Origin of the sequence: Citrobacter sp. Cb041 (assembly GCF_030336655.1) — a bacterium.
Taxonomy (GTDB): domain Bacteria; phylum Pseudomonadota; class Gammaproteobacteria; order Enterobacterales; family Enterobacteriaceae; genus Citrobacter; species Citrobacter braakii.
Genome location: NZ_JAOWDD010000043.1, coordinates 419,444 through 443,003 on the forward strand (window position 1 = coordinate 419,444; position 23,560 = coordinate 443,003).

The window sequence follows — 23,560 nt, forward strand, 5'->3', positions numbered from 1 at the left end:
AATGCCAGCCGCAAAGGCTGGCATTTTGACTGCGGGATGTACACAATGAAACAGAAGAGCTATGCGACAGCTTCTGCTTCAATGACAGGCACGATGACACTGGCATGATTGCCTTTTGGCCCCTGGTGGACATCAAACTGGACAGATTGTCCGGCTTTTAGCGTTCTGTAACCATCCATCTGAATGGTGGAGTAATGGGCGAAAATATCTTCGCCGCCGCCTTCGGGGCAGATGAAACCAAACCCTTTGGCGTTGTTGAACCACTTAACAGTACCCGTTTCCATGCTTCGACATCCTTCGTAAATCTTATATAAGTAAGATGGAATGAACCGGTGGCGGAGTGGGGGCTGTTCAAAACCTCGCCAACTCTCGAAACTACAATTTAGAGAAATCAGGCGAGGCGTCAAGCGCCAGGCTGACGGAATAGGGTAAAAATGCATCAAAATTTGAAGCAGTTAACGCTATTGTCGGTTATGTGACAGATGTCGCGGATGGCACTAATAGATGATAGTTATCTAATACTTGAGGTAGATTGATTGTGCGCATAGGCTGCTTGTCAGCGGCAAGATTTTCTGCCGGAAACCGTAACTGAAGATGACGACTGACAATGGGTAAGACTAACGACTGGCTGGATTTCGATCTGCTGGCGGAAGATAAATTGCGCGACGCGCTAAAACCGCCATCTATGTATAAAGTGATATTAGTCAATGATGATTACACTCCGATGGAGTTTGTTATTGACGTGTTACAAAAATTCTTTTCTTATGATGTAGAACGTGCAACGCAACTGATGCTTGCCGTTCACTATCAAGGTAAAGCGATTTGCGGCGTATTCACTGCCGAAGTGGCTGAAACCAAAGTTGCGATGGTGAACAAGTATGCGAGGGAGAACGAGCATCCGTTGCTGTGTACGCTAGAAAAAGCCTAAATGCAGGCATAAATATTGGGGGAGGTGCCTATGCTCAATCAAGAACTGGAGCTCAGTTTAAACATGGCTTTCGCCAGAGCGCGCGAGCACCGACATGAGTTTATGACCGTCGAGCACTTGCTACTGGCATTGCTCAGTAACCCATCGGCCCGCGAAGCGCTGGAAGCGTGTTCTGTGGATCTGGTGGCGCTGCGTCAGGAACTCGAAGCCTTCATTGAACAAACCACACCCGTATTGCCTGCCAGTGAAGAAGAGCGCGACACGCAGCCAACGTTGAGTTTTCAGCGTGTGTTGCAACGCGCGGTCTTTCATGTTCAGTCCTCCGGGCGCAATGAAGTTACTGGTGCTAATGTGCTGGTCGCCATCTTCAGCGAGCAGGAATCTCAGGCGGCTTATCTGCTGCGTAAGCATGAAGTGAGTCGCCTTGATGTGGTGAATTTTATTTCTCATGGCACGCGCAAAGACGAACCAAGTCAGTCCTCTGACTCTGGTAATCAGCCGAATAACGAAGAGCAAGCTGGCGGGGAGGACCGTATGGAGAACTTCACGACTAACCTTAACCAGCTTGCCCGTGTGGGCGGAATTGATCCGCTCATTGGCCGGGACAAAGAGCTGGAACGCGCCATTCAGGTACTGTGCCGTCGTCGAAAAAACAACCCGCTGCTGGTGGGTGAGTCTGGCGTCGGTAAAACCGCTATTGCGGAAGGCCTCGCCTGGCGTATCGTCCAGGGCGACGTGCCGGAAGTGATGGCTGATTGTACCCTTTACTCTCTGGATATCGGCTCGCTGCTGGCGGGTACCAAATACCGTGGCGATTTTGAAAAACGCTTTAAGGCGCTGCTGAAACAACTGGAACAGGATACTAACAGCATTCTGTTTATCGATGAGATCCACACCATTATCGGCGCGGGTGCGGCATCGGGCGGCCAGGTGGATGCGGCTAACCTGATCAAACCGTTGCTCTCCAGCGGTAAAATCCGTGTAATAGGCTCCACAACCTATCAGGAATTCAGCAATATCTTTGAAAAGGACCGCGCGCTAGCACGCCGTTTCCAGAAAATCGATATCACTGAGCCGTCGGTAGAAGAGACCGTGCAGATCATCAACGGTCTGAAGCCGAAATACGAAGCGCACCATGACGTTCGCTACACCGCCAAAGCGGTGCGTGCAGCGGTCGAACTGGCGGTGAAATACATTAACGATCGTCATCTGCCGGACAAAGCGATTGACGTGATCGATGAGGCGGGCGCGCGGGCGCGTCTGATGCCGGTCAGCAAGCGCAAGAAAACCGTCAACGTGGCGGATATCGAGTCCGTCGTGGCCCGCATTGCGCGGATCCCGGAGAAGAGCGTTTCTCAGAGCGATCGCGATACGCTGAAAAACCTGGGCAACCGTCTGAAAATGCTGGTATTCGGACAGGATAAAGCCATTGAGGCGCTGACTGAAGCGATCAAAATGAGCCGTGCTGGTCTGGGACACGAGCATAAACCTGTCGGTTCGTTCCTGTTTGCCGGACCGACTGGCGTTGGTAAGACCGAAGTCACGGTGCAGTTGTCCAAAGCGCTGGGTATTGAGCTGCTGCGGTTTGATATGTCCGAGTATATGGAACGTCACACCGTCAGCCGCCTGATTGGTGCGCCTCCGGGATATGTCGGTTTCGACCAGGGCGGTTTGCTGACAGATGCTGTCATTAAGCATCCGCATGCGGTACTGCTGCTGGATGAAATCGAAAAAGCGCATCCGGACGTCTTTAACCTGCTGCTGCAGGTGATGGATAACGGTACGCTGACCGACAATAACGGGCGTAAAGCGGATTTCCGCAACGTGGTGCTGGTCATGACCACTAACGCCGGCGTGCGTGAAACTGAGCGTAAATCGATTGGGCTGATTCATCAGGACAACAGTACTGATGCGATGGGCGAAATCAAAAAAGTGTTTACGCCGGAATTCCGTAACCGTCTCGACAACATTATCTGGTTCGATCATCTCTCTACTGAGGTGATTCATCAGGTTGTTGATAAGTTTATCGTCGAACTTCAGGTTCAGTTGGATCAGAAAGGTGTCTCTCTGGAAGTGAGTCAGGAAGCCCGCGACTGGCTGGCTGAGAAGGGCTATGACCGCGCAATGGGTGCACGCCCGATGACGCGCGTTGTCCAGGATAACCTGAAAAAACCATTGGCTAACGAACTGCTGTTCGGCTCGCTTGTGGATGGCGGTCAGGTGACCGTTGCGCTGGATAAAGAGAAAAATGAGCTGACCTATGGTTTCCAGAGTGCGCAAAAGCACAAGCCAGAAGCAGCACATTGATATCTAATCACCTAATCAACCGGGCGTAATGCCCGGTTTTTTTTCGCCTGAAAGTCGTGATTTGAATAGGGGGGGGGGAAACGGCAGGCAAAAAATAAGCCTGCGTAAGGGAGATTACGCAGGCTAAGGAGGTGGTTCCTGGTACAGCTAGCATTTATGGGTTATGTTTTTCAGCGGATGGGATAATACCCTTAATGAACGAAGCGGTATGTGATCGATTTCTAAGAATCTTCCGAACGCTGAAAAATAACCGTAATTAACTACTTAGCATGTGGATTGCGCGTGGACTCACCGGCAAAATTACGCATCAACAATGCATAATTCAGATCGATATCCTCCGGTACAGGCATCCACACTGTGTAACCATCGCCCGGCGCAACCGGCATCGCTTCGCCTTTCGCGTTTTCCATCTGTTCGAGGGTAAAGTTGATGTTGCCCTGTGGGGTCATCAGCTCCAGGCTGTCGCCGACGGTGAATTTATTTTTCACCAGCACAGCCGCCAGTTCACCTTTACGTTCGCCAGTGAATTCGCCGACAAACTGCTGACGCTCGGAAACAGAGAAGCCGTATTCGTAGTTCTGATAGTCGTCATGTGTATGGCGGCGCAGGAACCCCTCGGTGTAACCGCGATGCGCCAGACCTTCCAGCGTTTCCAGCAGTTGCGGGTCGAACGGTTTCCCGGCAGCGGCATCATCAATGGCCTTGCGATAAACCTGCGCGGTACGTGCACAGTAATAGTATGATTTAGTACGGCCTTCAATTTTCAGCGAATGCACGCCCATCTGAGTCAGGCGCTCAACGTGGGCAATGGCACGCAAATCCTTCGAGTTCATGATGTAAGTGCCGTGTTCGTCTTCAAACGCGGTCATGTACTCACCCGGACGCTGGGCTTCTTCGATCATAAAGACTTTGTCAGTCGGAGCGCCAATACCCAGCGTCGGCTCAACATTTTGTACCGGGATAGGCTCGTACTTATGCACGATATTGCCCACCACGTCTTCTTTGCCTTCCTGCACGTTGTATTCCCAGCGGCAGGCATTGGTACAGGTACCCTGATTTGGGTCACGCTTGTTGATGTAGCCAGAGAGCAGGCAGCGGCCGGAGTAAGCCATGCACAGCGCGCCGTGAACAAAGATCTCAATTTCCATATCCGGCACCTGGGTGCGGATCTCTTCAATTTCTTCCAACGACAGTTCGCGGGACAGGATCACACGGGTCAATCCCATCTGCTTCCAGAATTTCACCGTCGCCCAGTTTACGGCGTTAGCCTGTACTGAAAGGTGAATGTCCATGTCAGGGAAGTTTTCGCGCACCAGCATAATCAGACCGGGGTCGGACATGATCAGTGCATCCGGTCCCATTTCCACCACCGGTTTCAGGTCACGAATGAAGGTCTTCAGCTTGGCGTTATGCGGGGCAATATTAACCACCACATAGAATTTTTTACCCAGTTCATGGGCTTCATTAATGCCTAGCTGCAGGTTTTCGTGATTGAATTCGTTGTTGCGTACGCGCAGTGAGTAACGCGGTTGGCCCGCATATACAGCGTCTGCGCCATAGGCGAAAGCGTAACGCATGTTTTTCAGCGTTCCCGCCGGGGAAAGGAGTTCCGGTTTAAACATAATTTTCTCGTTCTGATGACAGGTCAGACTCGCCTCACTCAATGAGGCGGTTAGGGGAGTGCCCCCATATTAAGGGCGGGCATTGTAGCGCTGTGGGGAAGACAGGTAAAGAAAAACGCCGGGCGACAGCGTGGCGTTACCCGGCTGAGCGAGTCATTATCAGGTTTTATCTTTTATCGTCTGACTTACACCATTGGCCTTAACTGAAGCAATACCGGTCTCGCGCGACTGTTCATTCGCATACAGTTGACTGCTACCAATAATCTGGTGGTTTGCTGCTTTCAGATTGAAATGCAATTTGCCATTAGCTGCCGTTTTTTTCTCATAACGCTCGGCCAGAGGGCTGTTAGCCTGGACAGATGCGATCCCTTTTTCTGCCGCGCCTTTTGTCGTGTAAAGCTCACTGGTAAGGATAGTTTCCCCGTTTCCAGCCTTAAGAACAAAGCGGTACTGATCATCGCTACTCTTGCTTAATTCAAACCAACCAGCCATATGAACTCCTTGATTAAAGTTTTATATCAAACAGTTATTGACGACAGTGTTGCCACAAAGAGTATGAGCGATATTTGGAGAGTTGCTAGTCAACAGGACTCCACGAAGCCGCGGAGTCCTGCAGGACGGGAGTGTTTACGCAATCCGACAGGCGTCGGCTTCCCAGCGATACCCTACGCCATAGACCGCGCGGATAAACGACTGCTCCGCATCCAGCGATTCCAGCTTGCGTCGCAGGTTCTTAATATGGCTGTCGATGGTTCGGTCGGTAACGACACGGTAATCGTCATAGAGATGATTGAGCAACTGTTCACGGGAGAACACTTTTCCCGGTTCATGCGACAGCGTTTTGAGTAAGCGAAATTCAGCAGGCGTTAAGTCGAGCATTTTCCCACGCCAGGACGCCTGAAAACGACCTTCATCGACGATCAACGGGCTGTCAGCATCCATCTGTTGCAGTTCGCGCTGCGGCTTGCAACGGCGCAGAATCGTCTTCACGCGAGCAACAACTTCACGCGGGCTGTAGGGTTTGCAAATATAATCATCCGCACCGATCTCCAGCCCCAGCAGGCGATCAATTTCTTCTATCTTGGCGGTTACCATCATGATGGGGACTTCAGAGAATCGGCGGATTTCCCGGCACAGAGTCAGGCCGTCGGTACCAGGCAGCATCAGATCCAACAAGATCAGATCGGGCGGCGTCTGACGCACGTAAGGAAGAACCAGATCGCCGTGGCTGATGAGCGTAGGAGCGTAGCTTGCCGCGCGCAGGTAGTCGATAAGCAGTTGCCCCAGCTTGGGCTCGTCTTCCACGATCAGAATACGCGGCGTGTTTTCATCAATGGGTAACTCAGTCATACATCTCTCTGTAAATCGCGTTCCAGCGGTAATGTTACTGTAATGCTAACCCCGCCAAAAGGCGAATGGGCGGCGCGAATCAGACCATTATGCGCCTGTACGATATTGACGCAAATTGCCAGCCCCAGCCCGGAACCACCGCTGGCACGGTTACGCGAGCCTTCGGTGCGATAAAAGCGTTCAAACAGCTTCTGTAACTGGTCGTCACTTACGCCGGGAGCGGAATCAGCGAAGGTTAATAAAACCATACGCTCGCGTTGTTCGGCGCTGATGTGCAGCCCGCCGCCGCTGTCGGTGTAGCGCAGACTGTTTTCCAGCAGATTGTTGAACAACTGCATCAGACGATCCCTGTCGCCAAATACCGTCATGCTGTCCGGGAGTGAAAGTTGTATCGTCAGTCCACGGCTGGCAAAGCGTTCACGAAATGCGCCACTTGCCACTTCCAACAGGGGGATGAGATCCAGCGATGTTTTCTGGTAGGCCAGCGCGCCTTCATCGGACATGGAGAGCTGATGCAGATCGTCCACCAGCTTGGTGAGCGTACCCACTTCAGCCTGCAAAGAGGCAACAGAGTCAGGGGTGAACTGGCGTACGCCATCCTGAATGGCCTCCAGTTCACCGCGCAACACCGCTAACGGCGTACGCAGTTCGTGAGAAATATCGGCCATAAAGTCACGACGCATCTGCTGGTTTTTTTCCAGCGTACTGGCAAGCTGGTTGAAGTCCTGCGCCAGCTTGCCCAGTTCATCCGTACTGGTCGGCGCAACGCGAGTGGTGAAATCGCCAGCCGCCAGTTTGTGCGTGCCTTCTACCAACCGCTTGACCGGGGCCAGCAGGCTGCGCGCCAGCGTAAACGTTGCCAGCGCCGCCAGGATCGTGGAGAGCGCGACGATGAGCCAACTGGAACGCCTTTGCTGCATGTCGAAATTGATATCCGTATTGCGCGTTAAGCGTTCCACGGGAGAGGCAATCACGGCACCGACTTCGCTACCGTTGACGCGGATCGGATGGCGCATACCGTCACGGGGAACCGGAGCACGCGGACCGACCAGCACGCGGGCATTTTGGTCGACAACCCAAAACTGCGTACGCCAGCCGTGCGGCGGCATGCCGGGGCCGGGTTTATCATCGTCGTTGTCGTGTTCAAAAGAGCGCAGGATCTGAAAAACAAACCGATCGTTATTGCGTAAGAATCGCCAGTTGCCGTGCTGTTCATACTGCTCGCTTAATGCGTCGCTGAGCATTTGCAGCCGCTGTTCGTTACCGTGCTTGATATAGTCAATAAAACCGCGTTCGAAGCTTATGCGTACGGCCCAGTGCATGCTGATCAGCAATACGATGCAGGTGGCGAAAATCGCCAGAAACAGTTTGCCGGTGATACCGGGCCGCCAGAACTTCATCAGGTGCTCCTCTTGCGCCGTGAAATCACCGCGTTGGTTTGCGTGTCGTTCGGCACGCGGGCAAAAATAATGGCGGGCAGCGCGATAATGAATGCGATGCACAGCCAGGTATACATAAAGACGGTATGCGTACTTCCGCTGTCGATGACGCTATGCTGCTGACCGAACATGCCTAGCAGCAGTCCCGCGATGGTCACCCCGATACTCATCGACAGCTGCATGATCATTGACAGCAGGCTGTTACCACTGCTGGCGAGATCGTCAGGCAGGTCTTTTAACGTCAGGGTGTTCATGGATGAAAAGCGCGTTGAGTTGACCATTCCCTGTAAGAACAGTACGAAGGGCAGGGCGTAATACCAGTCGAGCAGCGCGGTGGTCATCAGCAGCAGACTGACCAGCGACAGGCCAAGCGTTGTAGCGACCAGTACGCGACGGTAGCCAAAGCGGTTAACGACCTGCACCACAATGCGCTTCATGCCCATACTGCCGAGTACCATCGGGATCATCATCAGCCCGGCATGAAAGGGGGAAAAACCGAGGCCTATTTGTAAAAACACCGGCGTCATAAACGGCAGCATACCGCTACCGATGCGTCCGGCAAAACTGCCGAAAAGACCCAGCGAGAAGGTCGGTGTGCGAAACAGATTCAGGCTGAACAGCGCGCGTGGATTACGATGGGCGTGTTTCAGATACAGCGCAATAGCCAGCACTCCGCAGATAACCAACGCTGCCAGCGAGAGACTGGAGATGCCGGTTCCTTTACTGCCATCAAGCGCCAGCGTCAGTACCGCCATGCCGACTGCCAGCATCGCAAATCCGAAGAGATCGAAGCGTCGGGTTTGCATGGTGTAGTTGGGCATCAGCATTAACGTCGCTATCGCGCCGACAATGCCAACCGGAATGTTAATCAAAAATATCCAGTGCCAGGAGGCGTACTCAACCAGAATACCGCCTAACGCCGGTCCGAGTAGCGGGCCAATCTGACCGGGCAATGTGACAAACGTCATCGCCGCCATATATTGCTCACGCGGGACGATTTTCATCACCGTTAGCCTGCCGACCGGCACCATCATCGCACCGCCAATGCCTTGTAAGACGCGCGCTATCACCAGCTCGTTGAGTGTGCTAGACCCGGCGCAAAACAGCGAGCCAAGCGTAAACAGGATGATGGCGGTGAAGAAGATATTACGCACGCCAACTTTGTCCGCCAGCCATCCGCTGGCGGGCAGCATCACGGCAACGGTTAAAACATATGACACAATGACCATATGCATGTGTAACGGGCTTTCCCCGAGGCTTGCCGCCATCGAGGGAAGCGCAGTATTCACGATGGTGGTATCCAGCGACTGCATAAAAAAGCCGAATGCCACAATCCAAAGCTGCCAGCGGGTGCTGTCGGGAAGTTCTGTCATAACTCTGCTACCGGTTTGCTGTTTTTACGCGAAAAACGCAGACGCAGACGGTCGAAAAAGAGATAGACCACGGGCGTGGTGTACAGCGTCAGGAGTTGACTCACGACCAGCCCGCCGACAATGGTTATCCCCAAAGGTTGACGTAGTTCGGAGCCATCCCCGGCGGATAACACCAGCGGCAGCGCGCCAAACAACGCCGCCAGCGTGGTCATCATGATTGGGCGAAAGCGCAGCAGGCAGGCCTGGAAAATGGCTTCTTCTGGCTGCAGCTTGCCGTTTCTCTGCGCTTCCAGCGCAAAATCGACCATCATGATGGCATTTTTCTTCACAATGCCAATTAATAGCATTATCCCTATCAGTGCGATTAGGCTGAACGGGGCATTGAACAGCTCCAGCGCCAGCAAAGCCCCGACGCCAGCTGAAGGTAGCGTGGAGAGAATGGTCAGGGGATGAACATAGCTTTCATACAGCATACCCAGAACGATATAGACCGTGGCGATGGCGGCGATAATCAGGATCACCTGTGAGTTCATGGTGTCCTGAAATACCTGGGCCGTGCCGGCAAAGCTACCGCGAACCGTGGAGGGGACGCCGAGCTGGGTCATGGTTCTGTTGATAGCCTCTGTCGCCTCAGACAGTGAAGAACCTGTTGGCAGGTTAAACGACACGGTTGAGGCAGCGGACAAGCCCTGATGGTTTACCGACAGCGGGGCATTCGCCGGTTGCCATTTGGCAAAGTACGATAGCGGGATTGCCTTACCTTCATTGTTGATGACGAACATTTTATCCAGCGCGCTGATGTCCTGGGTGTAACGTCGATCGACCTCCATCACCACTTTGTACTGGTTCATCGGTTGATAAATAGTTGAAATTTGCCGTTGTCCAAAAGCGTTGTTCAACAGGCTGTTAGCGGCTGCAACGTCGATCCCCAGACGAGACATGGTGTCGCGATCGTAGACCAGGTTCATTTCCGCGCCATTGTCCTGCTGATCGGAGTTGACATCCGCCAGTTGGGGCAGGGCGGCAAGCGCCTTACGGATCTTCGGCTCCCACTCGCGCAGTGCCGCCAGATCGTCGGAAAGCAATGTGTATTGATAGCTGGCATTGGCCTGGCGACCGCCGACGCGAATATCCTGCACCGCCATCAGAAACAGATTCGCGCCAGGCTCTTTTGCAAGCGCGACGCGCAGGCGGTCGATCACCTGCTGAGCGGTTTCACCGCGCTCATCGCGTGGCTTGAGGGTGATAAACATCATCCCGCTGTTAACCCGGGAACCGCCGGTAAAACCGGTGACGTTATTCACCGCCGGGTCGTCGCGGATGATCTTCATAAAGTCCTGCAGTTTGCCGCGCATCGCCTGGAAAGAGATGCTCTGGTCGGCCTGAATCCCCCCCATCAACACGCCCGTATCCTGCTCCGGGAAGAAGGTTTTGGGGATGGAAATATAAAGCCAGATATTCAGCGCAATGGTGCCAAGTAACACCACGCCAACCAGTCGCGTATGGCGCAGCACCCATTTAAGCGAAGTGCCGTAACTCTGTTGCAGTGCCACCAGCACACGACCAAAACCGCGTTTACGAGACTGTTCACGCGGGGCGCTGGATTTGAGCATCCAGCCACACATCATTGGTGTTAATGTCAGCGACACCAGCAACGAGATACCGATAGCAACTGACAGCGTGACGGCAAATTCGCGCAGCAAGCGCCCAGGCAATCCGCCCATTAACAGCAGCGGGAGGAACACCGCTACCAGCGACAGGCTCATTGAGAGCACCGTGAATCCCACTTCGCGCGTACCTTGTAGCGCCGCCTGCAGTGGCTTCATTCCCGCTTCAAGGTGGCGGGCAATATTTTCCAGCACCACGATCGCGTCATCAACGACAAATCCCGTGGCAATGGTCAACGCCATTAATGACAGGTTGTTCAGGCTGAATCCGCACAGATACATGGCGGCAAAGGTACCGATCAGCGAGACCGGAACCGCTACCGCAGGGATCAGGGTCGCGCGCCCGGAGCGCAGGAAAACAAAGACCACCAGAATAACCAGCGCAACGGAGATAATCAGCGTCTGTTCGACTTCCTCCAGCGAGGCGCGAATGGTCGGTGAACGGTCCTGGGCAATTTGCAGATCGATGGCGGCCGGGACCAGCGTTTGTAACTCCGGTAATTTGGCCCGAATGCTGTCTACCGTCTGAATAATATTGGCTTCTGGCAGCTTGCGGATCATCAGCAGGATAGCCGGTTTAGCGTTGGTCATCCCCGCGTTACGTACGTCCTGCACCGAGTCGCTCACAGACGCAACATCGCCCAGCCGCACCGCAGCGCCGTTATTGTAGTGGATGATAATCGGCTGGTACTCGGCGGCGGTTTTCAGCTCATCGTTGGTTTGTACCTGCCAGCGGTGGGTATCATTCTCGATGGCTCCCTGCGGCTTACGTACATTGGCGTTAGCAATCGCGCTACGCACGTCGTCCAGCGACACGCCCTGATTAAACAGCGCTTGCGGGTTAAGCCCTACGCGCACGGCAGGCAGAGAGCTGCCCCCAACGTCGACGTCACCCACGCCGTCGATTTGCGCGATGGTCTGTGCTAATTGGGTTGATGCGAAATCGTACAGCTCACCCTGCGAGTAAGTGTCCGACGTGAGCGTCAGGATCATGATTGGCGCATCGGAAGGGTTGGCTTTGCGGTACGTGGGGCGGCTTGGCATGCCGCTGGGTAGCAGGCTTTGCGCTGCGTTAATCGCGGCCTGAACATCCCGCGCCGCGCCATTGATGTCACGGTCGAATTTGAATTCAAGAATAATGCGCGTACTGCCAAGGGAACTGCTCGAGGTCATTTCGTTCACGCCCGCGATGCGCCCCAGTGAGCGCTCCAGCGGGGTGGCTACCGAAGACGCCATCGTTTCAGGGGAAGCGCCGGGTAATGATGCGCTGACCATGATCACCGGGAAATCCACCTGCGGCAGCGGAGCTACCGGCAGCAGACGAAAGCCCAGTATCCCGCACAGGGTGATGGCCACCGAAATGAGAATGGTCGCCACCGGACGATGAATGAAAAGCGCGAAAAATTTCATCTACGCTTCCTCTTCCTGACGCGGGAAGCGGCTTTTCACGTACAGCGACAGGCGGTCAAACAGCAGATAAATCACCGGGGTGGTAAACAGGGTTAATACCTGGCTTACCAGCAGACCGCCGACCATACCAATTCCTAATGGACGACGTAATTCGGCCCCCACGCCGGTACTTAACATCAGCGGCAACGCGCCGAGCAGTGCCGCCAGCGTAGTCATCAGAATCGGGCGAAAACGCAGCAGACAGGCCTGGAAAATAGCGTCGCGTGGGGTCATGCCCTGTTCGCGCTCCGCGGCAAGGGCGAAGTCGATCATCATGATGGCGTTTTTCTTGACGATACCGATGAGCAAAATAATGCCGATAATCGCGATGACGTCCAGTTCACTGCCGGCAATCATTAACGCCAGGAGGGCGCCGACGCCCGCCGTGGGTAGCGTGGAGAGAATGGTAATCGGGTGAATAAAGCTCTCATACAGCACGCCGAGGACGATATACATCGCGACAACCGCAGCCACAATCAACCAGATGGTATTACCCAGTGCGGCCTGGAAAGCGAGCGTACTGCCCTGGAACTGGGTGGTAATATTTGCTGGCAGATTGAGCGTTTTTTCGGCATCCAGAATTGCCTGCACCGCATCGCCCAGCGAATGACCGTCCGGTACGTTGAACGAGATGGTGGTGACCGGGAACTGATCGAGGTGGTTAATCGACAGCGGAGCGAAACGCTGTTCAATGCTGGCGATTGCGCTAAGCGGAACCACGCCGCCGTCGCTGCTGGTCAGACGGATAGTGTCCAGTGCAGCAAGCCCCGGCGTACTATTGGTGTCATGTTCCAACACGACGCGATACTGGTTGGCCTGGGTGTAGATGGTTGAAATCAGTCGCTGGCCGAAGGCGTTGTACAGGGCGTTATCGACATCCGCCATGCTGATGCCTAAACGGCTGGCGCTATCGCGATTGACGTTCACATACGCCACCAGCCCTTTGTCCTGCCAGTCGCTACTGACATCGGACAGTTGCGGTAGCTGGTGTAGTTTTTCTAACAGCTGTGGAACCCAGGTGCTGAGGGCATCAAGGGACGTTGCTTGCAGCGTAAACTGATATTGCGTCCGGCTGACCTGGGTATCAATCGTCAGGTCCTGGGTGGGCTGAAGATAGAGATCAACGCCGGGTACTCTGTCAACCGCGTCCTGTAGGCGTGCGATCACTTTCTGCACGCGATCGTCGCGATCGTCCAGCGGCTTAAGGTTGATTTGCAGACGCGCGCTGTTTAATGCCGGATTAGTACCATCCACGCCGACAAAAGCGGTCAGGCTCTCTACCGCCGGATCTCGAAGGATGACATCGGAAACCTGGCGCTGGCGCTGGGCCATGCTGGCAAATGAACTGGACTGCGGCGCCTGCAGCGTACCCTGGATGATACCGTTGTCCTGGATCGGGAAGAATCCTTTGGGGATAAAGACCCATAACATAACGCTCAGTGCCAGCGTGCCGAGCGCCACGCCCAGCGTGAGCCACGGATGGTTCAGCACTTTTGCCAGCCAGTGACCGTACCCGGCAATGACGCGATCGAACATACGCTCCGAGGCGCGGGAGAAGCGGTTTTGCTTGCGCAACGAGGCCTGATTAAGCATGCGCGCGCACATCATCGGCGTGAGGGTGAGCGAGACGACGGCGGAAATCAGAATTGCCACGGCCAGCGTAACGGCAAACTCGCGGAATAATCGGCCAACGATATCACCCATAAACAACAGCGGGATCAGCACGGCGATTAGCGAAAATGTCAGAGAGATGATGGTAAAACCAATCTCACCAGCCCCCTTCAGGGCGGCAGTCAGCGGTTTTTCGCCTTTTTCGATATAGCGTGAAATATTCTCGATAACCACGATAGCGTCATCCACTACGAATCCTGTCGCGATGGTTAGCGCCATTAGGGTCAGGTTATTGATGGAGAAATCAAGAAATACCATCACCGCGAAAGTACCGATGAGCGACAATGGAACGGCGACCGCAGGAATAATCGTCGCCGGAATATTGCGCAGGAACAGGTAGATGATCATCACCACCAGCGCAATCGCCAGCATTAGCTCAAACTGGGTGTCTGCAACGGAGGCACGAATATTGGTCGTACGATCCGAAAGCACGCTGACCTTAACTGATTTGGGCAGGCTTTCGGTGAGCTGCGGCAGCATTTGACGGATACTGTCTGCCGTGGAGATGATGTTCGCCCCAGGCTGGCGCTGAACATTCATTACAATGGCTTGTTGCTTATTGGCCCATGCGCCCAGCCAGCTATTTTCTGCCCCTTGTTCGACGGTGGCGACATCGCCCAGACGAACCGGCGCACCGTTTTTATAGGCCACGATGAGCTGGCGATATTCGTCTGCGGACTGCATCTGGTCGTTGGCGGAAAGGGTGACAGCACGCGTTGGGCCATCAAGACTCCCTTTTGCCGAATTGACGTTAGCCCCGGTAATGGCTGTACGGATGGTTTCGCTGGTCAGACCGAGTGCGGCAATAGCCTGTGCGTTAAGCTTCACGCGGACCGCCGGTCGTTGCCCGCCGGAAAGTGTTACCAGACCGACACCGGAAACCTGAGAGATTTTCTGCGCGACGCGGGTTTCGACCATATCTTCCACCTGCGTCATCGGCATGGCGCTGGACGTGACCGCCAGCGTCATGATCGGTGGATCTGCCGGGTTTACCTTGCTGTAGACCGGCGGATTGGGCAGATCGCCCGGTAATAAATTGGTGGCGGCGTTAATCGCCGCCTGAACTTCCTGCTCGGCAACATCCAGCGGGAGTGTCAGTTGAAACTGCAACGTGACGACCGATGCGCCGCCGGAACTTTGCGAGGACATCTGTTTTAAGCCGGACATCTGTCCGAACTGACGCTCAAGCGGTGCGGTTACCGCCGAGGTCATGACGTCCGGGCTGGCGCCAGGGTACAGCGTAACGACCTGAATCGTGGGGTAATCGACTTCCGGTAAGGCAGCGATCGGCAGGAAACGATAACCGATAATACCGGCAAGCAAAATCGCGACCATCAGCAGCGTGGTGGCGACAGGTCGCAGAATAAACAGGCGTGATGGCCCGCCTGTGTTGTGCGGAGGTAACACCTGCATCAGGAGTTAGCTCCTTTTTTGCCGTATCCGCGGGGCGCAGTTTTCTCGTCCTGAACTGAGGCGTCATGCGCCTCTACAACTTCTACTTTTGCGCCTTCCGTCAGGCGGTCAATACCGTCGGTTACGACCCGATCACCTGCGGACAACCCGGCGGCGATCACTACTTTTTGGCTATCCTGAATACCTGGTTTAACCAGATGTTTGCTCACTTTATTCTCGCTGTTCAGCACCCAGACAAAATGGCCCTCATTGCCCATCTGCAGGGCGGCCGTTGGGATCACCACGGCGTTTTGTTCCGTGTCGACCAGCATGCGGGCGTTAACGAACTGGTTAGGGAATAAAGCATCATCCTGATTGTCAAAACGGGCTTTAACTTTGATGGTTCCGGTCGTGGCATCAATCTGATTGTCGAGACTGAGCAGGACGCCTTCGCTCAGTTTTTGCGAATTGGTTCGGTCCCAGGCTTCGACCTTTAACGGAGTCCCCGATTTTTGCGCCCGCAACACGGTGGCAATGTCGTTTTCAGGCAAGGTGAATATCAGGTCGATAGGATGGGTTTGCGTAATGACGACGATTCCGGTGGTATCGCCGCTGGAAATTTGGTTACCGACGTCGACCTGCTTCAGACCGACACGCCCCTCTACAGGCGCGGTTATCCGGCTCCAGTCAAGCTGCAATTGGGCGCTGGCGACGCTGGCTTCATCGGCTTTGATTGTCCCTAATGTTTCATTTACCAGCGCCTGCTGGGCATCCAGCTCCTGGCGGGAGACCAGATTAGTTTTCACCAGCTGTTGATAGCGGGCAAGGTCGCGACGGGCATTTGCCAGCGTGGCTTTATCTTTTGCCAGTTGTCCCTGCGCCTGAGCCAGAGCAACTTTGAACTGGCTGGGATCTATCTCTGCCAGCAGGTCGCCGGCTTTTACCTGCTGTCCTTCCTCGAAGTGTAAGGCAATGAGCTGACCATCCACCCGGCTACGTACCGTGGCGGTATTTGCGGCAGTAATGGTACCCAGTCCTGTCAGGTAACGCGGAACGGCTTCCATGGCGGCGGTGGCAGCCTGAACGGGAGCCAACGGCCCGGAGCGCATTCCACGCCGTCCCGAACCTGGGGTGTGCTGCGCTGGTTTGGTCGCGCCCGGTGCGTTTTCCTGGGCGTCGTTACGGCTTTGCCAGAACCAGATGGCGGCGACAGTGGCCACAACGATCGCGATTGCTATCACCCAGCGGGATTTTTTACTGCCTTTCATTGTTATAAGTTTCTCATCCTGAAACGATTCGCGGAATGATACTAGTTTAGCCAGCGAACAAGGGAGAAAAATGGAGGAATTATGAAACACTGTCGGGATTCGTCTGAATGCCGATGCGGCTTTGCGAAGCGTTACGCAACAATCGGTGGTGAAGATAGCGAATACGTGATTGTGCGTTAGAGTGCTGACAAGGCAAAAAGGAGGAAAGCCAGAGATTTCAGCGGGACGCTGGAACGGAAAAGCCCCTCCCGAGGAAGGGGCCAAAATAGGGAAAGGGTTATGATGAAGCAGGTCATCATCCTGGTGATACTCTTAGTGATTAGCTTACCGGCTTACTAAGACACCTGGAGGAGGGGAAGCCCTCCCTAACCCTCACTCCTGAAATTAAGCCACAGCAATGGTGATGTCAATACACGTACTTTTCAGCATGCGAGCCGCTTAGCGGAAAACAACGTCAGCCCAGCGGGCCAGTCCGGCAGTAACGGAACCGAAATCATCGCCCCCCGCGATCGGAATCCCGGGAAGTTGCTGGGTGAGGGCTTTTTTAATCAGCGGCGAACGCGCGCTACCGCCGGTCAGGTAAATCACGTCCGGTTTTTCCTGCGCGTTTTCAAGCGCCAGTTGAACCTGCTCCAGAATGCGCGCCAGGGGCTGATTGAGCGCAGCTTCCAGCCCGTGTTGACTGATATCGGTTGCCAGCGTGTTGCTGATAAACGGTATCGCCGCCGTCACAATGGTCTGATCGGAGAGCGCGATTTTGCTCTCTTCTGCGCTGCGCACCAGGCGATAGCTCAGACGCTCGCGCCAGACTTTAAGCAGTAGGGCGACTTTATCGGCTTCTTTCGCGTCGCGGACAAGATCGTTGAGCAAGCGACCGTTGGCGCTACTGTAGAAGTCACTTTGCGCGGGAACATCGTTGATCGCGACCGCGTTCCACCAGGGCAGAATAGGTAAGGCGATCCCTTTTTCCGTTTCTCCCCCCATACCGAGCAGCGGCATCAGATGTTTAAACGCCAGCGCAATATCCAGATCGTTCCCGCCAACGCGGCAGCCGCTATGCCCCAGCAGGCTGTTTTCGCGATCGGCGCGCTGATGCCATTGCGGCCCCATCAGCAGCAGTGAACAGTCGGTTGTACCCCCGCCAATATCCACCACCAGCACGCGTTTTTCTTCCTGCAGTGTGGCTTCGTAATCCAGACCAGCCGCTACCGGCTCGTACTGGAAGACGACATCCTGAAAACCGGCGCGTTTGGCCGCACGTTCAAGAATACCCTGCGCCTGGGCGTTGGCATCATCGCCCCCTAACCCCTGGAAGTTGATGGGACGACCAATAACGGCCTGGGTGATGGCTTCCGGCAACTGATTTTGTGCCTGGTTGCGGATGTGCAGCATCATCGCGCAGACCAGATCTTCAAACAGCGCAACCTGCTGCGGCTTCAGACCGCTGGCACCCAAAAATGATTTTGGCGATTTAACGAAGTACACCTCTTCCGGGTCTTCAATATATTGACCCAGCGATGCCAGACCGAACTGCACGCTGTTGGCGTTAACGTCGATGTCTTCTTCGCGGTTATAGCGCATCGCGCGGCGAAGCAGCGCCTGCGTTTCGTCGTCCGTGGTTGGGATGTCGTGATGGCGATACAGCCACTCGCTGACCGCTTCGCGCGTTGGCGCGCACAGCATTGAAGGCAGAAGCGTGCTGTTATTTTCCATTTTGAGCAGGTGAGGCTGCCCGTCACGCATAACGGCCACTGAACAGTTTGCCGTACCGTAGTCAAAACCAATAAACACCGTAAAAATCCCCATGCCAGTGAAGAAGGGGCGTGACTTTAACGAAATGTTGACGCTCCGACAACTGGAATATGAAAGCAAGGCGCATCGATTGAATACCGTTTATGCTGTAGGTTTGCATAAAAAGGAAAACTGAATGTTCATGCTGAGCTGGCAACCGCCTTATGACTGGCCCTGGATGCTGGGATTTCTTGCCGCCCGTGCGGTTGACGGTGTCGAAACGGTGGAGGAACTGAGTTATACCAGAAGCCTGTCCGTAGGGGAGCATCGGGGTCTGGTGCGCGTCGTACCGGATTTGCACGCCAATGTGCTACACGTGACGTTAAGTTCGGGATTACAACCCGCCGCCCCCGAGTGCCTGGCGAAAATAACCCGCTTGTTTGATCTTACCTGTTGCCCGCAGCAAATTGTCAGCGCGCTGGGAAGCCTTGGTGCGGCGCGTCCGGGACTGCGCCTGCCGGGATGTGTCGATGCTTTTGAGCAAGGGGTACGGGCGATTTTAGGGCAGTTAGTCAGCGTGGCTATGGCGGCAAAACTGACAGCGAAAGTCGCGCATGCTTATGGCGACACGCTGGAGGATGCGCCAGGGTATGTTTCTTTTCCCACGCCTGAAGCGCTTGCTGACGCCGAACCTCTGCACCTGAAAGCGTTAGGGATGCCGCTCAAACGCGCTGAAGCGTTGATTCACCTGGCGCGTGCAACGCTTGAAGGAACGCTTGCGACAGTAGCGCCTGACGATATTGAGCAAGGCGTTAAGCAACTACAAACGTTTCCCGGAATAGGGCGCTGGACCGCCAACTATTTTGCGCTGCGTGGTTGGCAGGCGAAGGATGTTTTTCTGCCGGATGATTATCTGATTAAACAGCGTTTTCCCGGCATGACGCCAGCCCAGATCCGGCGGTATGCAGAGCGTTGGAAACCCTGGCGCTCCTATGCACTCTTGCATATCTGGTACACGGATGGCTGGCAACCGTCAGTTGATGGCGAAATTACTGGTATTCAGTAGCAGATCCAGCGGTTGGGCGTTGGCAATAATGTCGCCATAAATCATGTCAATACCGATGCCAGAAAGCGCATCCATAATAAGCGGCAACTGCACCGGACCGGCGATGCTTTTAATGTCCAGACGCTGGGCATGGCCCTGGATAATGGACACCCACATCTCGTCAATCAGGTCTCCGTGAGCGCTGGCGCTTAGCTCGCTGTCAAGCAACAAGTAATCGACAATGTGGTATTTCAGATTGTCAAAAAGCTCTAAATCACGACCGACCTGACTTAACACAATTCGACAACCGAACTGACGTAGCCGATGCAGGGCGGATATCGCCTGCGTTGGATTCGTTTTGATGACGCTGGCCGGAACGGTCAGGTGCAGCAGGCGTGGCGGTAACGGGCTATGTTGCAATTGTTCCAGCAGCTCATCAACAAGTTCTGAATTGAGCAGCCCGGCGGCGGAAAGGGGGAGCGCAACACTGAGGCCTTTGCTGGCGACTGCCGGGGCCGCATTCTGGAAGAATTCGCTGAATACCCGACGGTCGAGCGCTTGATTCAATGTGGGATCGACCAGCCCGGTACGGAATGTTTGCTCTTCAATTACTTCGCCTTCAGCGGTCCCTAAGCGTAGCGATATAAGCCAGAAGCTAAACGTCTCAGGTATACGTGGAGAAGCCACGCCTCTGGCGATCATCAGCATGGGGCTGTGCATAATGGTATGCTTTTGTTCGTCCAATGACAGTTGGCTACGCGCGGCATGCGCCTGGCTTTGCTGGGGTTCATAGACGCAGACACGCCCACGTCCGCTGTTTTTCGCCGCGTAGCAGGCGATATCCGCCTGAGACATGACGTCAGTCGCGATATGGTTTTTGTCATCAATCAGCGTAATTCCCGCACTGGCGCCAATGCGGTGCAAGCGGCCATCCCACATGAAGTGGTAATCGTTAATAGCACTGATGATGCGACCTGAGATGAAGCGGGCGCTTTCGATATTACAATCCGGCAGCAACAGACCAAACTCGTCGCCGCCAAGGCGCGCCAGCATATCGCTGGACCGCAGCATGCTTAGCATCAGTGAAGAGAGTTCGCGCAGCAGGGCATCGCCTGCGGCATGCCCTGCGCTATCGTTCACCGCTTTAAAACGATCAAGATCGATAAAAACCAGCACATGACTCTGGTGCGCGTCGTGCACCGTATGCAGCAACTGTTTGAGATGGTTTTCAAAGCTGACCCGATTGGCCAACTGCGTCAGGTCGTCATGCGAAGCGCTGTAGCTAAGCTGGCGCAGCATCTTACGTGACTCGGTGACATCCTGAATGACCAGCACCGAGCCAATGCTGCCGCCATCAAGGGTGCTGAGGGGCGTGATGCTGTACTGAATGTCATAACTATTGCCGTTGCGACAATGCAGGACGACTTCTTGTTCCATTGCCTTACGCGACATGTCGGCGCTGTAGATATTTTCCATCAGCGGACCGTTATCGCCGAAAGTAATACGCAGTACCGTCAGGAGCGGAATGCCAATTGCGTTTTCCTGCTGCCAGCCGCTCATTTTCTCAGCGACCGGATTCATAAAGGTCACATTCATGTCGACATCAATACAAATCACCGCCTCGCCGATGGAGTCCAGCGTAATATGCAAACGCTCTTTTTCTTGAAACAGCGCTTCGTTGAGCTGCTTCACCTCGGTCATATCCATATTGATGCCAAGTAAGCGTTCAACTTCACCGTCTTTATTCAGTACCCGGTTGGCCAACGAGCGGATATGCCGTATGCCACCTTTTACTGCGATACGAAACTCAAGCTTAAACGGGGCTCGTGCGGCCAGCGAATCGCGAATCACATTTTCGGCGTGTTCGCGATCTTCAGGCACAACGCATTCATACCAGACTTGCCAGCTGGGCTTGATATGTGCCGGGACTTCGTAGAGATCGAACATACGCTTATCCCAGCTGATCACATCAGGCTGCAGCTCCCATTCCCAAATGCCGATTCCCCCGGCTTCATTAGCGAGCGTAATGCGCTCCATCAGCCGTTTGTTCATCCACTCGGTGTGCTTCAGATCGTTAATGTCCTCAATCTGCGCAATAAAGTAGAGTGGGGTGGTGTCGCTATGGCGCACCAGCGAAACGGCCAGCAAGGCCCATACCACCTCGCCTGCGCGCGTGTAATAGCGCTTCTCCATGGAATAGCTGTTAATTTCCCCGCGCGCCAGCATGTTTAACTGTTCGAGGTCATTGTTCAAATCTTCCGGCCAGGTTAATTGCTGGAAGGTGAGCGAACGTAGCTCCTCCTGGCTATAGCCCAGAAACTGGCACAAGGCTTTATTGGCCTGTAGCCATTGCCCCTCAGTCCCGACCAGCGCCATGCCAATTGCGGAATATTCCATAGCATTGCGAAAGCGCGCTTCGCTTTCTGAGATGTGCTTGCGTTCAGCCCGAAACGCGTACATCACCATGGTCATCATATTGGCTGGCAACAGGATCATCAAAAACGGCAGCCACGGTATGCTGGTCATCATGTTCTGTTTGGGGGTGTAGAGCAGCGAAGGGTCAGCGGCCAACATCAGCGAAACCATCATCACGGTGCTGAGGAAAATTAAAAACGCCTCCATACGCGGCAGACGGACAGCGCTCCACATCAACAGGACAATAACGCAGGTAAACGGCCATGGAATGAACATCATCGACAGCCAACTGAACGTTAACGTCACCAGAAGCGTAATCAGAGTTTCAAGCAGTAATCGCGGATTGCGGTGGCGCAGCAGATAATGTGGCTTAAACAGTAAACCTAATGGTACCAGCGCCAGCGCGCCGATGGATTCTGACAGCACCCAAATGAGGAAGGTATTTAACGACGTTTCTTGCGGTAATAATAACCAGAGTAATACGCCGCCCAGCAGCGGAGGGACCACTGCGCTGCCGAATGCCAGGCGCGCCCAGTCGTTGAGATTTTGTAAAGGATTGTACCAGGGCAGCAGTTTGCGCAATAACATTGCCCCCACGACAGCCTCAATAATGTTGATGGCCGTGTAGGTAAAGCTAAGCGACTCGCCGGGGAAGAAGAGCAAAGAACCCGCGATGTTACCCAATGAGCACGCCAGCGCGATCCCCGGCCACATTTTTCCCGCATGGCGGTAAAAAGCCACCATCATGATTGAGGTCGGAAACCACAGCGGCGCCAGCTGCGCACCGAAACGAGACAGTTCCAGCGAGAACAGCGTAAAGATGAAAGCCACCAGACCTAAACTGGCCAGGCGCAGTAGAGGATGAGGTAAGGTAACTAAAACATGTTGGGATTGTTTACTCATTACCACTCTACCCAAATAGCCGTTGTCGCCCAGTAGAGATGCCGGACGCATCACATTTAATCTGGGTTTATGCTAGTACAAATAATTTACAATTTATACGCCAGCTGCTCATAAATTAACACTCTCAAGCTATTAATTACTAAGGCTGGCGAATAAATGTAGCGCATGCTTTAAATATGACCGTTTTAATTTGCGACAGGGAAGGCATTGGTGCAGCCTGGGCTGGCGTCGCGCCGCTGAAATCCCTATAATTGCCGCGTTTGGCGTTTCGGCGCCGCCCTTCCTAACATCCAGGTTAATCAGGTCGCTAAATTTATGACTGATCAGTCCCATCAGTGCGTCATTATCGGCATTGCCGGCGCATCGGCTTCCGGCAAGAGTCTTATTGCCAGTACTCTTTATCGCGAATTGCGTGAACAAGTCGGTGACGAACATATTGGCGTTATTCCCGAAGACAGCTATTACAAAGATCAAAGCCATCTATCGATGGAAGAGCGTGTAAAAACCAACTACGACCATCCGAACGCGATGGATCACAGCCTGCTGTTCCAACATCTGCAAACGCTGAAACGCGGTAGTGCCATTGAGCTGCCAGTGTACAGCTACGTTGAGCACACGCGCACGCAAGACACTATTCATATCGAACCCAAGAAAGTCATCATCCTGGAAGGCATTTTGCTGCTGACGGATGCGCGTTTGCGTGATGAGATGAACTTCTCTATTTTTGTTGATACCCCGCTGGATATTTGCCTGATGCGCCGTATCAAGCGCGATGTGAACGAACGTGGTCGTTCAATGGATTCAGTGATGGCGCAATATCAGAAAACCGTCCGTCCGATGTTCCTGCAATTTATTGAGCCTTCAAAACAATACGCCGACATCATTGTGCCGCGCGGGGGTAAAAACCGCATCGCCATCGATATTCTGAAGGCTAAAATCAGTCAGTTCTTTGAATAAGTTCAGCGAATTGTGTACCGTTCAGTGATAACCTGGTTCACCC

Annotated in this window: 16 protein-coding genes; 5 read left to right on the forward strand and 11 right to left on the reverse strand. The window is 54.1% G+C overall.

The genetic code is table 11. The features are described from left to right. Positions 1–59 precede the first annotated feature (59 nt). Positions 60–284: a cold shock-like protein CspD gene (gene cspD / locus OGV52_RS22800; protein WP_003036813.1), complete on the reverse strand. Its 225-nt coding sequence runs from the start codon at positions 282–284 to the stop codon at positions 60–62. Positions 285–607: 323 nt separating this feature from the next. Here cspD and clpS point away from each other — a divergent pair, with 323 nt between their 5' ends. Continuing rightward, the gene (gene clpS, locus OGV52_RS22805; RefSeq protein WP_003036810.1) at positions 608–928 is read left to right on the forward strand and encodes an ATP-dependent Clp protease adapter ClpS; all 321 of its coding nucleotides are present in this window, start codon (positions 608–610) and stop codon (positions 926–928) included. Positions 929–958: 30 nt separating this feature from the next. Further along, a complete protein-coding gene (clpA, locus tag OGV52_RS22810) occupies positions 959–3,235 on the forward strand; it encodes an ATP-dependent Clp protease ATP-binding subunit ClpA (protein ID WP_016153651.1) in 2,277 nt (758 codons plus the stop codon). Between the two features lie 260 nt (positions 3,236–3,495). On the opposite strand, the gene trhP is transcribed toward clpA, so the two are convergent. The 8 genes from trhP to OGV52_RS22850 form a co-directional block, all read right to left on the reverse strand. Continuing rightward, the gene (trhP, locus tag OGV52_RS22815; protein WP_006683890.1) at positions 3,496–4,857 is read right to left on the reverse strand and encodes a prephenate-dependent tRNA uridine(34) hydroxylase TrhP; all 1,362 of its coding nucleotides are present in this window, start codon (positions 4,855–4,857) and stop codon (positions 3,496–3,498) included. Between the two features lie 159 nt (positions 4,858–5,016). After that, complete coding sequence (locus tag OGV52_RS22820; protein ID WP_047501032.1) at positions 5,017–5,349, reverse strand: YegP family protein; 333 nt, start codon at positions 5,347–5,349, stop codon at positions 5,017–5,019. A 135-nt stretch (positions 5,350–5,484) separates the two neighbouring features. Continuing rightward, positions 5,485–6,207, reverse strand: coding sequence for an envelope stress response regulator BaeR (gene baeR / locus OGV52_RS22825; RefSeq protein ID WP_019077149.1), 723 nt, complete (start codon positions 6,205–6,207; stop codon positions 5,485–5,487). Further along, a complete protein-coding gene (baeS, locus tag OGV52_RS22830) occupies positions 6,204–7,607 on the reverse strand; it encodes an envelope stress sensor histidine kinase BaeS (RefSeq protein WP_016153606.1) in 1,404 nt (467 codons plus the stop codon). The genes baeR and baeS overlap by 4 nt, the downstream gene beginning before the upstream one ends. Continuing rightward, the gene (locus OGV52_RS22835) at positions 7,607–9,019 is read right to left on the reverse strand and encodes an MFS transporter (protein WP_287109207.1); all 1,413 of its coding nucleotides are present in this window, start codon (positions 9,017–9,019) and stop codon (positions 7,607–7,609) included. Before OGV52_RS22835 ends, baeS begins: the two co-directional genes overlap by 1 nt. After that, the gene (gene mdtC, locus OGV52_RS22840) at positions 9,016–12,096 is read right to left on the reverse strand and encodes a multidrug efflux RND transporter permease subunit MdtC (RefSeq protein ID WP_047501037.1); all 3,081 of its coding nucleotides are present in this window, start codon (positions 12,094–12,096) and stop codon (positions 9,016–9,018) included. The genes OGV52_RS22835 and mdtC overlap by 4 nt, the downstream gene beginning before the upstream one ends. Continuing rightward, positions 12,097–15,219, reverse strand: a complete 3,123-nt coding sequence (locus tag OGV52_RS22845) for an MdtB/MuxB family multidrug efflux RND transporter permease subunit (protein ID WP_094761710.1) — start codon at positions 15,217–15,219, stop codon at positions 12,097–12,099. Further along, positions 15,219–16,466, reverse strand: coding sequence for an MdtA/MuxA family multidrug efflux RND transporter periplasmic adaptor subunit (locus OGV52_RS22850; RefSeq protein ID WP_235116872.1), 1,248 nt, complete (start codon positions 16,464–16,466; stop codon positions 15,219–15,221). Before OGV52_RS22850 ends, OGV52_RS22845 begins: the two co-directional genes overlap by 1 nt. Before the next feature lie 279 nt (positions 16,467–16,745). Here OGV52_RS22850 and OGV52_RS22855 point away from each other — a divergent pair, with 279 nt between their 5' ends. Continuing rightward, positions 16,746–16,805, forward strand: coding sequence for a type I toxin-antitoxin system Ibs family toxin (locus OGV52_RS22855; RefSeq protein ID WP_109017525.1), 60 nt, complete (start codon positions 16,746–16,748; stop codon positions 16,803–16,805). Between the two features lie 99 nt (positions 16,806–16,904). On the opposite strand, the gene yegD is transcribed toward OGV52_RS22855, so the two are convergent. Beyond that, a complete protein-coding gene (gene yegD, locus OGV52_RS22860; RefSeq protein ID WP_142417513.1) occupies positions 16,905–18,257 on the reverse strand; it encodes a molecular chaperone in 1,353 nt (450 codons plus the stop codon). A 136-nt stretch (positions 18,258–18,393) separates the two neighbouring features. Between yegD and alkA the strand changes: the two genes are divergently transcribed. Further along, on the forward strand, positions 18,394–19,263 hold the full coding sequence (alkA, locus tag OGV52_RS22865; RefSeq protein ID WP_287109209.1) for a DNA-3-methyladenine glycosylase 2: 870 nt from the start codon (positions 18,394–18,396) through the stop codon (positions 19,261–19,263). On the opposite strand, the gene OGV52_RS22870 is transcribed toward alkA, so the two are convergent. Then, entirely contained in the window at positions 19,231–22,560 is a 3,330-nt protein-coding gene (locus tag OGV52_RS22870) for a diguanylate cyclase (protein ID WP_019077140.1), read from the reverse strand. The two genes, alkA and OGV52_RS22870, sit on opposite strands and share 33 nt — an antisense overlap. 315 nt (positions 22,561–22,875) lie before the next feature. Between OGV52_RS22870 and udk the strand changes: the two genes are divergently transcribed. Then, on the forward strand, positions 22,876–23,517 hold the full coding sequence (gene udk / locus OGV52_RS22875; protein WP_003036776.1) for a uridine kinase: 642 nt from the start codon (positions 22,876–22,878) through the stop codon (positions 23,515–23,517). Positions 23,518–23,560: the final 43 nt, after the last annotated feature.

Bases quoted from the DNA above. Each gene is read 5' to 3' on its own strand.
- udk (WP_003036776.1), top strand. From the start codon at position 22,876: ATGACTGATCAGTCCCATCAGTGCGTCATTATCGGCATTGCCGGCGCA.
- OGV52_RS22850 (WP_235116872.1), bottom strand. From the start codon at position 16,466: ATGAAAGGCAGTAAAAAATCCCGCTGGGTGATAGCAATCGCGATCGTT.
- baeR (WP_019077149.1), bottom strand. From the start codon at position 6,207: ATGACTGAGTTACCCATTGATGAAAACACGCCGCGTATTCTGATCGTG.
- alkA (WP_287109209.1), top strand. From the start codon at position 18,394: ATGTTCATGCTGAGCTGGCAACCGCCTTATGACTGGCCCTGGATGCTG.
- OGV52_RS22820 (WP_047501032.1), bottom strand. From the start codon at position 5,349: ATGGCTGGTTGGTTTGAATTAAGCAAGAGTAGCGATGATCAGTACCGC.
- trhP (WP_006683890.1), bottom strand. From the start codon at position 4,857: ATGTTTAAACCGGAACTCCTTTCCCCGGCGGGAACGCTGAAAAACATG.
- clpS (WP_003036810.1), top strand. From the start codon at position 608: ATGGGTAAGACTAACGACTGGCTGGATTTCGATCTGCTGGCGGAAGAT.
- baeS (WP_016153606.1), bottom strand. From the start codon at position 7,607: ATGAAGTTCTGGCGGCCCGGTATCACCGGCAAACTGTTTCTGGCGATT.
- OGV52_RS22845 (WP_094761710.1), bottom strand. From the start codon at position 15,219: ATGCAGGTGTTACCTCCGCACAACACAGGCGGGCCATCACGCCTGTTT.
- mdtC (WP_047501037.1), bottom strand. From the start codon at position 12,096: ATGAAATTTTTCGCGCTTTTCATTCATCGTCCGGTGGCGACCATTCTC.
- clpA (WP_016153651.1), top strand. From the start codon at position 959: ATGCTCAATCAAGAACTGGAGCTCAGTTTAAACATGGCTTTCGCCAGA.
- cspD (WP_003036813.1), bottom strand. From the start codon at position 284: ATGGAAACGGGTACTGTTAAGTGGTTCAACAACGCCAAAGGGTTTGGT.
- OGV52_RS22870 (WP_019077140.1), bottom strand. From the start codon at position 22,560: ATGAGTAAACAATCCCAACATGTTTTAGTTACCTTACCTCATCCTCTA.
- OGV52_RS22835 (WP_287109207.1), bottom strand. From the start codon at position 9,019: ATGACAGAACTTCCCGACAGCACCCGCTGGCAGCTTTGGATTGTGGCA.